The following is a 14764-nucleotide window of genomic DNA, read 5'->3' as shown; positions in this document are numbered from 1 at the left end:
GCAAAAATTGGCGATATACTATTGAACGGGCCATACTGGTCGTTGTAATTCTTTACCCGTAATCATATCCTCAATTAGTTTGAGCTGACCAAAAACTAAGGCTCTAATATGTTCTCGTTCTTCTGGCGTTCCCTCTCGGCCGACCAAATCTATGGCTATCGATTCGAGAAAAAGGTTCAGTAATTTGAGAGAGCTTCCCGAAGCGACCAAATTGCGGGCAGCCGAGCGGGGTCCCTGGTTTCTAAGTTCAAATATAGGAAATCGGTCTATTTCGCTTGCGACCGAGATCATGCTCAATCCCGCAGCGCGCACTGATAGGGCGGTAGGCAAGAAGTTGGCTGATGTCCGATGGTAGCTCTCGATAACCTCGTAACTGTTTTGTAAAAGGCGACCTGCTGCATTTTTCAACTGCTTACGCCTTTGCCAATGTGGCGCGAAGGCGGTGAAGTAGGTTATCGCTAAGGCAATTATGGCGCCAGCAAACTGTGCCCATCCTGACAAGGCTTGGTGAGTTTCTAACCATGTAATGAGATTAGCCACCCCACCTCCGTCATCGGCTGAAATTAGCCCTAATAGTAAGTGCTAAGCACATTTACCCCGTAAACGCGTATCATATACGTAACCGATCAAATGTTTACGCCCCCACCGGCAAATCCCGAAACGCCTGATCCTTATCGACGCGGATTTCACCGGGAAGGCCTAGGACGCGTTCGGCGATGATGTTCTTGAGGATCTCGTCGGTGCCGCCTGCGATGCGCAGTCCCGGTGCCCACATCGTCGCGGCGTGGAACGCGCCTTTCAGCGGACTGAGCGCGGGGTCGGATATGATGCCGTATTGATCGCCCACCTCGACCGCGGTGTTGCCGATCGCCTGCAACTGGTTGGCGGCGACGATCTTGCCGATCGAGCTTTCGGGGCCGGGCACCTGACCCTTCGACAACGCGGTGATCGTCCGCATCCGGGTGTTGCGCAGGCCTTCGGATTGCACCCACCAGTCGGCAAGCGTCTGGCGGAACGCGGCATCCTTCAGCAGTGGGCCGTCTGCGCCGTTGGCCTGGGCGGCGAAGGCCAGGATGTCCTCGGGTCCAACGCCGCCGCTCGTGCCGATCGCGAGACGCTCGTTCATCAGCGTGAACAGCGCGACCTTCCAGCCGCCGTCCACGGGGCCGAGGCGCTGTGCGTGGGAAATCCGGACGTCCTCGAACCAGACCTCGTTGAAGCTCGACCCGCCGGACATCTGGTGGATCGGGCGGATCTCGATGCCGGGCGCCTTGAGGTCGAGCCAGAACATCGTCAGTCCCTGGTGCTTTGGCACGTCGGGATTGGTGCGGACGAGGACGATCCCGTAGTCGCTGTAATGCGCGCCCGAGGTCCAGACCTTCTGCCCGTTGATCACCCAGTCGTCGCCGTCCCTGACCGCTCGGGTGCGGATCGCGGCGACGTCCGAGCCGCCGGCGGGTTCGGAGAAGAGCTGCGACCAGATCTCGTCGCCGCGCACCGCGGGGCCGACGAAGCGGTGCTTGGTCGCGTCGTCGGCATAGGCCATCACGGTCGGCACGCACATGCCGAGGCCGATCGTGAAATAGCTGCCGTCGACCGCGTGGCGCGCTTCTTCCTGGCCGAAGATGACGCTTTCGATCGGGGTGCCGCCGCCACCACCCCATTCCTGCGGCCAGGTGATGCACGCATAGCCGCCGGCCGCCTTGCGCGCTTGCCATGCCTTCGCCTTGGCCATGTCATCGGGGTAATGGCCGGCGTCGTGTTCGGCGATGTTGGCGTCGAGCCAATCGCGCGCGGCGGCGCGGTAGGTGGCTTCGGCGTCGCTGTCCTTGAAGTCCATGTGCTGCTCCGATCAGGCGGCGTTGCGCATTTCGAGTTGGCCGACGAGGCGTTCGCGCCACGCCGCGGGGCTGCCGGCGACGAGCGCGAGCTGGCGCGAGCGGCGGTAATAGAGGTGGCAGTCGGACTCCCATGTGAAGCCCATCCCGCCATGCGTCTGGATGTTCTCCTTCGACGCGAACCAATAGGCGTCAGAGGCAGCGACGCGCGCGGTGGCGGCGGCGAGCGGCAGTTCGGCGGCGCCCGCGTTCAGCGCCCACGCGCCGTAATACGCGTTCGAGCGCGCGAGTTCGTTCTTCACGTACATGTCGGCGAGCTTGTGCTTGATCGCCTGGTACCCGCCGATCTGCCGGCCGAACGCATAGCGATCGAGCGCATAGCCTTTCGCCATCTCAAGACAGCGATCCGCGCCGCCGAGTTGCTCGAACGCGAGGAGGACGGCGGCGCGATCGAACACTGCCTGCATCGCGGCGATGCCGTCGTCGGTGCCGAGTTTCTCGCACGGGGCGTCGGTGAAGGTGAGGCGGCCGGCGCTGCGGGTCGGGTCGAGTGTTTCAAGGACTTCCGCGGTGACGCCCAACCCCCTCTCAACGAGGTAGAGGCCGTCGCGCGCAAGGACGACGATCAGGTCGGCGACGTCGCCGTCGGTGACGGGGATCTTGTCACCGGTGAGCTTGCCACCGGAGACGGTGGTGCGCACCGAGCGCGCGGTGACCGGGCCGGCGCCTTCGGAGGTAGCGAACGCGGCGATGACGTCGCCCGCCGCGATCCTCGGCAGCCATCGGACCTTCTGGGTGTCGCTGCCGTACAGCGTCAGCGCTTCGGCGACGAAATAGACGGTCGAGGCGAACGGGATCGGTGCGCAGGCTCGCCCGAGTTCCTCGGCAATCGCGCAGAGTTCGATGTGCCCGAGTCCGAGCCCGCCGAACTCCTCGGGGATTGCTGCACCCAGCCAGCCTTGGGCGCCGACCGCTTTCCACAACTCATCGTCATAGGCTTTGGTGGCGTCGTCGAGCACCGCGCGGACACGGTCGCTGCCGCAGTGCGCGGACAGGAACTTGCGCGCTTCGTCCTTGAGGAATTTTTGGTCGTCGGAATAATCGAAGTTCATGCGGACTCCTTGGCTTGCGCCCAATATTCGTCGCGGAGCAGGCGCTTGTAGAGCTTCCCCGTCTCGTGCCGCGGCAGTGTCTCGCGAAAGTCGATCCGGCGCGGCGCCTTGACGTGGCTGAGGTTGGCGCGGGCGAACGCGCTGAGTTCGGCGGCGAGTTGCGCGCGATCCTCGGTCGGGTCGGCGGGGCAGACGATCGCCACCACCTGCTCGCCCATCTCGTCGTCGGGCGCGCCGATCACCGCGACATCGGCGACTTTCGGATGCGTGACGAGGAGGTTCTCGATCTCGGCGGGGTAGATGTTCACGCCGCCCGAGATGATCATGAAGCTTTTGCGGTCGGTAAGGTAGAGATAGCCCTCCTCGTCGAGCCAGCCGACGTCGCCGAGCGTCGTCCAGCCGTGCGCGTTGGCGGCTTCCGCGGTCTTGGCGGGGTCGTTGTGATATTCGAACACCCCACCGCCTGCGAAGTAGACGTCGCCTTCGGAGCGCGCGGGGAGTGCGTTGCCTTCGTCGTCGCAGATCATCGTCTGCGCGGTCAGGTTGCGGCCGACCGAGCCCTTGTGCGCCAGCCACTCCGCGCTGGAGATCGCGCAGAATCCGTTGCCTTCGGTACCCGCGTAATATTCGCCGATGATCGGGCCCCACCAGTCGATCATCGCCTGCTTGACCGGAAGCGGGCAGGGCGCGGCGGCGTGCCACACCGCCTTCAGCGACGACACGTCGTAGCGCGTTCGGACTTCGGCCGGGAGCTTGAGCAGGCGGATGAAGTGGGTCGGCACCCATTGCGCGTGCGTGATCCGGTAGCGTTCGATCGCAGCGAGCGCAGCTTCGGGATCGAAATGCTCCATCACGACGACGGTGCCGCCGACCTGGTGCACCGCCATCGACCAGCGCAAGGGTGCAGCGTGATAGAGCGGCGCGGGCGAGAGATAGACCATCTCGGGCGTGAACCCGTACAGCCCCTTGCCGAGCATCACGAGTGGCGAGACGTTGGTCCCGAACGGCTCGTCCGAGAGCGCGTGTTTCACCCCCTTGGGCTTACCGGTGGTGCCCGAGGAATAAAGCAGGATGCCGCCCGGCGAAGGGTCGGCGACTGGCGTCGCGGGCTTCGTGTCGCGCGCGGCTTCGTAGGACGCGTACCCGTCGATCGCGCCGTCGACCACGTAGCGGCGCACGTCGTCGATCATCGGTACCAGCGCGGCGGCAACCTCGCCGCACCCCTTGCTCGCGATCAGCACGCGGCAATTGCCATCGCGAATGATGTACGCCGCCTCGCTCGCGGTGAGTTTCGACGACAAGCAGGTGCAATAAACGCCGGTCCGCTCCGCCGCCCACATCACCTCCAAATAGCGCGGCGAATTGTCCATCAGCACCGCGATACCGTCGCCGCGCTTGAGCCCGAGCGAGCGGAGCAGGTGCGCGCCCCGGTTCGCGCGGACGTCGAGCTCGCGATACGTCACCGTCTCGCCTGTCGCCGCCATGATGTAGGCGGGCTTGTCGGGGCTCGTCAGCGCATGCGCGACGGGGTGCATCAGACGCGCTCGATGATGATCGCCGGCGCCATCCCGCCGCCCGCGCACATCGTCACGAGCCCGCGCTTCAGGTCGCGGCGTTCGAGCTCGTCCAATATCGTGCCGATCAGGATCGCCCCGGTCGCGCCGATCGGATGGCCGAGCGCGATCGACCCGCCGTTGACGTTCACCTTGTCGCGGTCGAGTTTCAGGTCGCGGATGAACTTCTCCGCGACCACCGCGAACGCCTCGTTGATCTCCCACAGGTCGATGTCGTCGACGGTGAGCCCAGCCTTCGCGAGCACCTTCCGCGCCGCAGGGACGGGCGCGTTGAGCATCAGCGTCGGGTCGTCCCCCATGTTCGCCATCGCAACGATCCGCGCGCGGGGTTTGAGGCCATGCTTGGCGGCATAGTCGGCGCTGGCGAGCAGCACGGCGGCGGCGCCGTCGACCACGCCCGACGAGTTGCCGGCATGATGGACGTGCTTGATATCGACGTCGGGATAGCGCCGGTTGATCTGCTTGCGGTACGTCGTGCCCTTGTCGTCGAGCGGCACGTCGGCGATCCCGGCGAACGAGGGGCGCAACGCCGCGAGGCCCTCGGCGGTCGTGTCGGGACGCGGGTATTCGTCCTTTTCGAGCACCAGCGCGCCGGAATCGTCGGTGACCGGGACGAGGCTGCGATCGAACCGCCCTTCGGCGATCGCAACCGCCGCGCGACGCTGGCTCTCAAGCCCGAGCGCTTCGAGCGTTTCGCGGTCGATCCCCTCGATGCTGGCGATCGCGTCGGCGCAGATACCCTGGTTCGATTGCGGATGTGCGGCATCAAGCCTCGCGTTGTCCGAACCGATCCCGAGCAGGCGCTTCCCCGCGGCCATGTCGTCCTGCATCATCGTCGTGGTCAGCGACATCATCTCGGTACCGCCGGCGATGACGAGGTCTTCCATCCCGCTCATGATCTGCGCCGCGGCGAAGTTCACGGCCGTAATCCCGCCGCCGCAGAACCGGTCGAGCGTCGTCCCGCTCGCCTTGACGTCATACCCCGCATCGAGCGCCGCCATCCGCCCAAGATCGCCGCTCTGCTCGCCACGCTGAGTGGACGTGGACCAGATGATGTCGTCGACATCGGCGGTATCCAGCTTGTTTCGCTCGGCAATCGCCTTCAGGACGGTCGCGGCGAGATGTTGGGGGTGCATGTGCGCAAGCGCGCCCTTGCCGGTCTTGCCGATACCGCGCGGGGTACGGACGGCGTCGATGATCAGTGCCTCGGCCACATCGCTCTCCTGTTGCACCCGCCGGTTCGGTCGTGGTGCCTGATGCCGGATTGCGTCCGGCTTCGGTACGACGTAACATTCGTTATGGGGAATGGCTTGTCAAGCAGGGTATTGTTGGAAGACGGGGCGGCACCACGCGCAGATCTGGCGCCGCGCGACTGGTTGGAAATCGGCTTGCAGTTGCTGAAGAATGGCGGGCTCCGCGCGCTGAAGCTTCGCGGTCTAGCGCAAGCGCTTGGTGCGTCGACGGGAAGCTTCTATCATCATTTCAAGGACTTCGATGGGTATCATGCGGCGCTCGCAGGATATTTCGTCGAAGCGCATATCGATCCGTTGATCGTCACGCTGTCCGCGTCGGAGCTTCCACCGGTCGAGCGCATTCGTGCGTTCGCGGATCACGTTCGCGACCACGACATGGCCCAGCTGGCCTTGGCGATGCGGGCCTGGGCGAAAAGCGACGCGCGGGTGGCCGCGGCGATCCGCGAGCATGACGACACGGTAATGGCGTTCCTCGTCGAGCAACTCGTGGCGCATGGGTTCGCGCCTGCCGAGGCGGGGATTCGCAGCTATGCGCTGTTGGCGATCGGCCTCAGCCAGGTCCATGCCGCCGAAGAGATTGAGCGCAGCGTCGTTCGCGAGGGATTGCTGACACTGCTGTGCGAGCGCTAGCGTAGTGGACTGACGCGACTCCGTAAAAAAGCGGAGCGCGAACAAGAGGATGCGGGCATGCAGACGTATGACTACGTAATTATCGGCGCGGGCTCGGCCGGCTGCGTGCTCGCCGCGCGACTGACGGAGGACCCCGACGTGACGGTGCTGCTGCTCGAGGCGGGCGGACGCAACGACGGCGTGCTGGTGCGAATGCCGGCGGGGGTCGGCGAACTCATCAAGAGCAAGAATGCGAGCAACTGGGGCTTCTCGACCGAGCCCGAGCCCCATCTCGACAACCGTCGCCTGTGGTGGCCGCGTGGCAAGGGGCTTGGCGGCAGCTCGTCGATCAACGGCATGATCTACACGCGAGGCCATCCGCAGGACTATGACGAGTGGCGGCAGATGGGTCTGCCGGGCTGGTCGTTCGACGACGTGCTGCCGTATTTCAAGCGGCTCGAGGGGCATCACCGCGGCGAGTGCGACCTGCACGGTGGCGGAGGGCCACTGACGATCTCGGGCGGAGAGTCGGACAGTCCGTTCTACGACGCGCTGGTCGAGGCAGGTCGGCAGGCGGGCTATCCGGTGACAGAGGATTTCAACGGCGCGAGCCAGGAGGGGTTCGGGCGCTACGACCTGACGGTCGCGGACGGGAAGCGGTGGAGCACGGCGGCGGCGTATCTGCGGCCGGTGCTGTCTCGGCGCAACCTGACCTGTGTCACGGGCGCGCGGACGACGCGGATCCGGATCGACAAGGGGCGTGCGACCGGCATCGATTACGTGCTCGACAAGGGCGGGCGGAAGGAGAGCGTGACGGCGACGCGCGAGGTACTGCTGTGCGCGGGGGCGGTGCAGTCGCCGCACATCCTTCAGCTATCGGGGATCGGCGATCCGGATCGGCTGACCGCGGCGGGAGTCGGCGTAATGCACGCGCTGCCCGGTGTCGGCGAGAATTTGCAGGACCATCTCGACGTCGTGATGAACTGGAAATCGCGCGGGCTGCGGACCGGGTACGCGATGACCAAGGGCGTCGGGATGATCGGCGTCGGGCTCAATTACCTGTTGCGCGGCAAGGGGGCGGGGCGGCAGCAGTTCCTCGAAGCGGGTGCGTTCGTGTCGTCGCGCGAGGGGCTGTCGCGGCCCGACGTGCAGATCCACGCAGTGCTCGCGATCATGCAGGATCACGGCAAGGTCAAGGCGACCGAGGACGGCTTCACGCTGCATCTATGCCAGTTGCGCCCCGAAAGCCGGGGACGGATCGGGCTCCGCTCCGCCGATCCGTTCGCCGATCCGACGATCGTCGCGAACTATCTCGCGACCGCGGAAGATCGTCGGGTGATGCGCGCCTGCATCGGGATCGGTCGCGACGTGGCACGCCAAGCGGCGCTCGACCCTTACCGTGCGGGGGAATTATCGCCGGGCGAGGACGTGCGGACCGACGACGAGATAGACGCCTGGGTAAGGCGGACCGCGGAGACGATCTACCATCCGGTCGGGACGTGCAAGATGGGCACCGCAGACGACGCGCTGGCGGTGGTCGACGCGACCTTGGCCGTGCGTGGGCTCCAGGGGTTGCGGGTGGTGGACGCCTCGGTGATGCCGACACTGATCGGATCGAACACCAACGCGCCGACGATCATGATCGCGGAAAAGGCGGCGGACATGATCAAGGGGCGGCAACTGGCGCGGGCGGCCTGAGGGCAACCGCTCTTCAGCCTGCCGCCACCCCGGCGAAGGCCGGGGCCCAGTTGGAAAGGTCGCAGTAACGGAGCGCAGCTCCTCGTCAGCAACGTTCCCCAACTGGGCCCCGGCCTCCGCCGGGGTGGTGTTTCTTATGAACCAATGTTCAGACGCGTTACCGCGGCGCCATCCGGATCGCGCCATCCAGCCGCACATCCTCCCCATTGAAATACCCGCACTCGATCATCGTCAGCGCCAGCGCCGCGAACTCCTCCGGCCGCCCGAGCCGCTTCGGAAACGGCACAGATGCCGCCAGCGCATCGCGCACCTGCTGCGGCGCGGCGGCCAACAAAGGCGTGTCGAAGATCCCCGGCAGGATCGTATTCACCCGGATCCCCTCGCTCATCAGGTCGCGCGCGATCGGCAGCGTCATGCCGACCACGCCGGCCTTCGACGCCGAATACGCGGCTTGCCCCATCTGGCCGTCCTCCGCCGCTGCACTCGCGGTGTTGACGATAGCGCCACGCTCGCCGTCTTCACCCGGCGCCAACGTCAACATCCCCGCCGCCGATTTCGCGAGACAACGGAACGTGCCCACGAGGTTGATCTGGATGATCCGATCAAACGCATCGAGCGGGAAATGCTTGATCGAGCCGTCCTGCTTCGATCGCCCCGCAGTCTTCGCCGCGTTCCCCGTCCCCGCGCAATTGACCAGGATCCGCTCCTGGCCATGCGCCGCGCGCGCCGCCGCGAACCCAGCATCGACGCTGTCGTCGGACGTGACATCGACCTTGCAAAACACCCCGCCGATCTCGTCCGCGAGCGCTTCGCCCTTGTCCGCCTGGAGGTCGAAGATCGCCACCTTCACCCCCTTGGCGGCCAGCGCGCGCGCCGTGGCGGCACCAAGGCCCGACGCGCCGCCGGTCACGACGGCTGCAGTGTTTGCGAGGTCCATGCATCTCTCCTGTCAAAGCCCCGAGGTCCGCGCCCCGGTTGCAGAACAATAGTTATGCCGGTATTCGAGGCTTGCCAAGCCGGCATGTCGCTGAGGATCCGACGATGAGCCACGCCATGTTGCAGAATGCCAGCCCGCACTGGCTTCCGCGCCAGCCCAAGGGCGCGCTCGATCATATTCCGGGAAGCAACGGCCTGCCGTTCGTCGGCAACACGTTCAAGTTGCTCGCCGATCCGATCGCGTTCTCGGAAGGCATGGCGGCGCGGTACGGCCCAATCTATCGCAATCGCGCGCTCGGCGGCACCGGCGTGAACCTGCTCGGCCCCGACGCGAACGAACTGGTGCTGTTCGATCGCGACAAGATCTTCTCGTCCGAACAGGGCTGGGGCCCGCTGCTCAATCTGCTGTTCCCGCGCGGCCTGATGCTGATGGATTTCGACAAGCACCGCGCTGACCGGAAGGCGCTGTCGGTCGCGTTCAAGCCCGAGCCGATGCGGCATTATGCGACTGAGCTAGATGCCGGGATCGAGGCCGCGATCGGCGGCTGGGCCGGGCAGACCTTGCGCTTCTACGATGTGGTGAAAAAGCTCACGCTCGATCTCGCCGCGACGAGCTTCCTCGGCGTGCCGCTTGGCGCGGAGGCGGACCGGATCAACCAGGCGTTCGTCGACGAGGTGCAGGCGAGCGTCTCGCCGATCCGCAAGCCCTGGCCCGGCACGCAGATGCGCAAGGGCGTGCGTGCCCGCGCGTATCTGGTCGACTTCTTCGAGCGCGAGATCCCCGCGCGCCGAACCGGCGACGGCCAGGATTTCTTCTCGCAGTTCTGCCGCGCGACCGATGACGACGGTGCGCCGCTGACCGCGCTGGCGATCGCCGACCACATGAATTTCCTGATGATGGCCGCGCACGACACGATTACCTCGTCCGCGACCAGCCTCGTGATGCTGCTCGCGCGCAACCCGGATTGGCAGGAGCGGTTGCGCGAGGAGGTCGCCGCGCTCGACCCGCATGTGCCGCTGACCGAGCAACTCGATCGCCTCGTCCTCACCGAATATGCGTTCAAGGAATCGCTGCGGATGATGCCGCCGGTCCCGTCGATCCCGCGGCGCGCGCTCAAAGATTTCAGCTTCGGCGGGTTCGATATCCCGGCGGGCACGAACGTCGGCACGGGCATTACCTATACGCACCGGATGGCCGAACATTGGCCCGATCCCGACAAGTTCGACCCGCTTCGCTTCACGCCCGAAGCGTCGAAGGGCCGCCACCGGTTCGCCTGGGTGCCGTTCGGCGGCGGCGCGCACATGTGCATCGGCTTGCACTTCGCGACGATGCAGATGCGACTGCTGATCGCGCATCTGCTCACGCGCTACCGGATCGAGGCGGCGGCGGGCAGCGGCGACGCGTGGCAGGTCTTCCCGATCCCGCGCCCGAAGGATGGTTTGCCGGTGACGTTCGTACCGCTTGCCACCCCGTAATAGTGTGTCATCTTCGCGCGGTTCATTCGAAGGAGCCGTTCGTTGCGCTTGACCCTTGCCCTCCTCCTGCTCGCGGCGACGCCGGCCTATGCCCAGCAACAACCGGCCGCGCCGGTACCTGCCCCCGTGCCCGACGGCCCGACGCGCAGCTTCACCGGCAGCGATCTGTTCGGCCTGACGATCGCGGCGGACCCGCAGATCAGCCCGGATGGCAAGACGATCGTCTACGTCCGCCGCACGGGCGACGTGATGACCGACAAGATGCAATCGTCGCTCTGGCTGATCGACGTCGCAAGTGGGCGCCAGACCCCATTCGCCACCGACGGCAGCAGCCCGCGCTGGTCACCCGACGGAGCGCGCATTGCTTACGCCGCGCGCGATGGCGAGGGATCGCAGCTGTTCGTCCGCTGGATCGGCGGCGCCCAAAGCGCGCGGGTCACGAGCTTCCCCGGCGATCCGCAGGCGCTCGCCTGGTCGCCGGACGGCACCAAGCTCGCGTACATCGCGACGGTGGCGGGCGAGGGGACCAAGCTCGGCACGCAACCGCCCAAGCCCGAGGGCGCGAAATGGGCCGAGCCGCTGACGATCATCGATCGGGTCAACTACCGCAACGACGGGCCGGGCTATGTGAAGCCGGGCTACGACCACCTCTTCGTGGTCGGCGCCGACGGCGGCGCCGCGCGGCAGCTGACATACGGCAAGTTCGACGATGGCGGCCCCCTGTCATGGACGCCCGACGGCCGCAGCGTCGTCTTCGCCGCGATCCGCGGGCCCGCCGCCAACCGCCAGGTAATGAATTCCGACGTGATCGCGGTCGACGCGACGAGCGGCACGATGCGGACGCTGACTACGCGCGACGGCCCCGACGCGCAGCCGCGCGTGTCGCCGGATGGCGCGAAGATCGCGTGGCTCGGTTTCGACGACAAGCGTCGCAGCTACGAGAACACGCAACTCTATGTCGGCGACCGTGACGCGGCCTCGCCGCGCTCGCTCACCGCGACACTCGACCGCGCGATCGAAGACGCGGTGTGGTCCGCCGACGGCCGCAGCCTGTATGCGAGCTACGACGATCACGGCCAGCGCCGCGTCGCACGCGTCGGTGTCGATGGTCGCGTCACGCCGCTGATCGACAACGTCGCGGGCGGCGGGCTCGACCGGCCTTATACCGGCGGTGAGTTCTCGGTCTCGAAGGGCGGCACGATCGCCTATACCGGCGGCGATGCGAGCGCCCCCGCCGACGTCTGGGTGCTGGCGGGCGGCAAACCGCGACGCCTGACGACGCTGAACGCGGTGCTAACCGGATCGAAGGCGCTCGCGCAGGTACGGAAGATCGCAGTGACCGCGCCCGATGGCCGCCCGATCGACGCGTGGCTCGCGACCCCGCCGAGCCGTGTCGCAGGCCAGCGCGTACCGCTGATCCTCGAGATCCACGGCGGCCCGAACGCCGCCTACGGCCCCGGCTTCGCGACCGACATGCAGCTCTACGCCGCCGCCGGCTACGCGGTGCTCTGGACCAACCCGCGCGGCTCGACCTCCTACGGCGCCGAGTTCGCCAACCTGATCGACAAGACCTACCCCGCCGCGGATTACGACGACCTGATCGCCTCGGTCGATGCGGCGATCACGGACGGTACGGCCGATCCCGACAACCTGTTCGTGACCGGCGGTTCGGGCGGCGGGCTGTTGACCGCGTGGATCGTCGGCAAGACCGACCGGTTCAAGGCCGCTGCGACGCAGAAGCCGGTGATCAACTGGATCAGCGAGGCGCTGACGATGGACAACACGTTGTTCACCTCGCGCTACTGGTTCACCAAGCTGCCGTGGGAGGATCCGATGAGCTATTGGAACCGCTCGCCGCTCAGCCTGGTCGGCAACGTCAAGACGCCGACGCTCGTGGTGGTCGGCGGCGACGATTACCGGACGCCGGTCAGCGAATCCGAGCAATATTACGCGGCGCTCCAGATCCGCGGCGTGCCGACCGCGCTGGTGAAGGTGCCGGGCGCGAGCCACGGTGGCCTTGCCGCTCGCCCGTCGCAATCCGCGGCGAAAGCGTCGGCGATCATCGCCTGGTTCGATCGATACCGGAAGCCGGCAGGCGCAACGACGCCGGCACAGGGAGCAGCACAATGACGACACGGTACATGATGCTCGCCGGCGTGGCGCTGGTCTCGACGGCGGCGGTGGCGCAGGTCCAGCCGCCGCGCGTCGCGAAGAAACCGTTCCAGGTAACCTCGCCCAACGGCGCGCGTGAGGACGATTATTACTGGCTGCGCGACGACACGCGAAAGAACCCGGAGATGCTCGCCTATCTCGCCGCGGAGAACGCCTATGCCGATGCGCAACTCGCATCGCTGAAGCCGCTCCAGGCCAAGCTGTACGAAGACACCGTCTCGCACATCAAGCAGGACGACAGCTCGGTCCCGTACGCGAAGAACGGCTATTATTACGGCTCGCGATTTCAGACCGGCGCGGACTACCCGATCCTCGAGCGCCGCAAGGGCAGCCGCACCGCGCGCGCCGAAACGCTGTTCGACGAGCCGGCGATGGCGAAGGGCCACAGCTTCTTCGCACTGAGCGACTGGGCAGTGAGCCCGGACAACCGTCGCGTTGCCTGGGCCGAAGACACCGTCGGCCGTCGCCAATACGTGCTCAAGGTGAAGGACCTCGCGACCGGCACGACGATTGCCGACACCGTCTCGAACATAGAGCCGAACGTCGTCTGGACGGACGACAACAGGACCGTGCTGTACGTCGAGAAGGACCTGGTCACGCTCAGAGGCTACCGCGTGAAGGCACACGTCCTCGGCACGCCCGTCGCCAGCGATCGGCTGCTGTACGAGGAGAAAGACGACACCTATTCGATGGGTGTCTCGCGCACCACCGACGACAAGTTCGTTTGCATCGGCGTGAGCAGCACGGTCAGCGACGAGCAACGCTGCGCCCCGGCCGCGGCCCCGACCAGTTTTACGATCGTCGCACCACGCGCGCGCGAGTTCCGCTACAGCGCGGATCACATCGGCAATCGCTGGATCATCCGCACCAACAAGGCCGCGAAGAACTACAAGCTGGTGACCGTCGCCGACGCTGATCTGGCCAAGGGAACCGCCGCATGGCGCGACCTGACGCCGGCCAGCGACACCGTCTTCATCGAAGGCTTCAAGCCGTTCGACGGCTTCGTCGCGATCGACCAGCGCGAGGGCGGCAATCGGATGATCCGCGTGCTGAGCGATGCAGGCAAGTCGACGCCGGTGACCGCCGACGAGCCCGCCTATCGCATGTCGCTCGACGTCAACGAGGAGACCGCGACGCCGTGGGTGCGCTACACCTACGGCTCGCTCGTAACCCCGACCACGACCTACGAGGTCAACGCGAAAACCGGCGAGCGCCGCGTGCTCAAGGTCGCGCCGGTGCCGGGCTATGATCCCGCGAAATACGTCACCGAACGCGTCTGGGCGCCCGCTCGTGACGGCACGCGGATCCCCGTGTCGCTGGTCTATGCCAAGGGCCCGAAGCGCGACGGCACCGCGCCGCTCTTCCAATACGCCTATGGCAGCTATGGCATTTCGAGCGATCCGGCCGTCGATCCCGGCCGTATAGGCCTGCTCGATCGCGGCGTGGTCTATGCGATCGCGCACATCCGCGGCGGGCAGGAAATGGGCCGTGGCTGGTATGACGACGGGCATCTGCTCAACAAGAAGAACAGCTTCACCGACTTCATCGACGTCACCCGCTATCTCGTCGCGCAGAAATATGCCGCCAAGGACCGTGTCGCGGCGATGGGCGGCAGCGCGGGCGGGCTGCTGATGGGCGGCGTCGCGAACATGGCGCCGGCCGACTACAAGCTGATCATCGCGCAGGTGCCGTTCGTCGACGTGGTGACGACGATGCTCGACGCGTCGATCCCATTGACGACGTTCGAGTATGACGAATGGGGCAACCCTGCGCAGAAGGCGTCGTACGACTACATGCTGAGCTATTCGCCGTACGACAACGTCAAGGCGAAGGCGTATCCCGCGCTGTATGTCGGCACCGGGCTATGGGACAGCCAGGTGCAATATTACGAGCCGACCAAGTGGGTAGCGAAACTTCGCGAATTGAAGACCGACAAGAACCCGCTGCTGTTCCGCGTCAATATGGAGGCCGGGCATGGTGGCAAGTCCGGCCGGTTCGAACGCTATCGCCAGAATTCGGAATGGCAGGCGTTCATGCTGCAACAGCTCGGCCTCGCGAAATAGCGCGACCGTTGGCACGCGACCCAAAGCAGGGTA

At 65.9% G+C, this 14764-nt stretch carries 11 protein-coding genes; 5 read left to right on the top strand and 6 right to left on the bottom strand.

The window, feature by feature from the left end:
* Nucleotides 1-18: 18 nt before the first annotated feature.
* The 5 genes from C8J42_RS09260 to C8J42_RS09240 form a co-directional block, all read right to left on the bottom strand.
* Nucleotides 19-540 carry a hypothetical protein gene (locus C8J42_RS09260; RefSeq protein WP_133019755.1) on the bottom strand — a complete coding sequence of 174 codons (522 nt, stop codon included), beginning with the start codon at nt 538-540 and terminating at the stop codon, nt 19-21.
* A 94-nt stretch (nt 541-634) separates the two neighbouring features.
* A complete protein-coding gene (locus tag C8J42_RS09255) occupies nt 635-1840 on the bottom strand; it encodes an acyl-CoA dehydrogenase family protein (protein ID WP_133019754.1) in 1206 nt (401 codons plus the stop codon).
* A 12-nt stretch (nt 1841-1852) separates the two neighbouring features.
* Nucleotides 1853-2950: an acyl-CoA dehydrogenase family protein gene (locus C8J42_RS09250; RefSeq protein WP_133019753.1), complete on the bottom strand. Its 1098-nt coding sequence runs from the start codon at nt 2948-2950 to the stop codon at nt 1853-1855.
* Nucleotides 2947-4485: an acyl-CoA synthetase gene (locus C8J42_RS09245; protein WP_133019752.1), complete on the bottom strand. Its 1539-nt coding sequence runs from the start codon at nt 4483-4485 to the stop codon at nt 2947-2949. Before C8J42_RS09245 ends, C8J42_RS09250 begins: the two co-directional genes overlap by 4 nt.
* Entirely contained in the window at nt 4485-5738 is a 1254-nt protein-coding gene (locus C8J42_RS09240; RefSeq protein WP_133019751.1) for an acetyl-CoA C-acetyltransferase, read from the bottom strand. The genes C8J42_RS09245 and C8J42_RS09240 overlap by 1 nt, the downstream gene beginning before the upstream one ends.
* Nucleotides 5739-5834: 96 nt before the next feature.
* On the opposite strand from C8J42_RS09240, the gene C8J42_RS09235 reads away from it, so the two are divergent.
* Both C8J42_RS09235 and C8J42_RS09230 read left to right on the top strand, forming a co-directional pair.
* Nucleotides 5835-6407: a TetR/AcrR family transcriptional regulator gene (locus C8J42_RS09235; RefSeq protein ID WP_165895463.1), complete on the top strand. Its 573-nt coding sequence runs from the start codon at nt 5835-5837 to the stop codon at nt 6405-6407.
* A gap of 57 nt (nt 6408-6464) precedes the next feature.
* The gene (locus C8J42_RS09230; protein WP_133019749.1) at nt 6465-8084 is read left to right on the top strand and encodes a choline dehydrogenase; all 1620 of its coding nucleotides are present in this window, start codon (nt 6465-6467) and stop codon (nt 8082-8084) included.
* A 157-nt stretch (nt 8085-8241) separates the two neighbouring features.
* Here C8J42_RS09230 and C8J42_RS09225 read toward each other — a convergent pair whose 3' ends face one another.
* Nucleotides 8242-9021 (bottom strand): SDR family NAD(P)-dependent oxidoreductase, encoded by a 780-nt coding sequence (locus C8J42_RS09225; RefSeq protein ID WP_133019748.1) that lies wholly within the window; start codon nt 9019-9021, stop codon nt 8242-8244.
* Between the two features lie 104 nt (nt 9022-9125).
* Between C8J42_RS09225 and C8J42_RS09220 the strand changes: the two genes are divergently transcribed.
* The 3 genes from C8J42_RS09220 to C8J42_RS09210 all read left to right on the top strand — a co-directional run bounded on the left by C8J42_RS09220 (nt 9126) and on the right by C8J42_RS09210 (nt 14731).
* On the top strand, nt 9126-10496 hold the full coding sequence (locus C8J42_RS09220; RefSeq protein ID WP_133019747.1) for a cytochrome P450: 1371 nt from the start codon (nt 9126-9128) through the stop codon (nt 10494-10496).
* Nucleotides 10497-10622: 126 nt separating this feature from the next.
* Nucleotides 10623-12626 (top strand): S9 family peptidase, encoded by a 2004-nt coding sequence (locus C8J42_RS09215; RefSeq protein WP_243644281.1) that lies wholly within the window; start codon nt 10623-10625, stop codon nt 12624-12626.
* Nucleotides 12623-14731, top strand: coding sequence for a S9 family peptidase (locus C8J42_RS09210; RefSeq protein ID WP_207897091.1), 2109 nt, complete (start codon nt 12623-12625; stop codon nt 14729-14731). Before C8J42_RS09215 ends, C8J42_RS09210 begins: the two co-directional genes overlap by 4 nt.
* Nucleotides 14732-14764 lie beyond the last annotated feature (33 nt).

Source organism: Sphingomonas sp. PP-CE-1A-559 (assembly GCF_004340965.1).
In the GTDB taxonomy this organism is placed as follows: domain Bacteria; phylum Pseudomonadota; class Alphaproteobacteria; order Sphingomonadales; family Sphingomonadaceae; genus Sphingomonas.
This window is presented reverse-complemented; position numbering and strand designations above follow the sequence as displayed.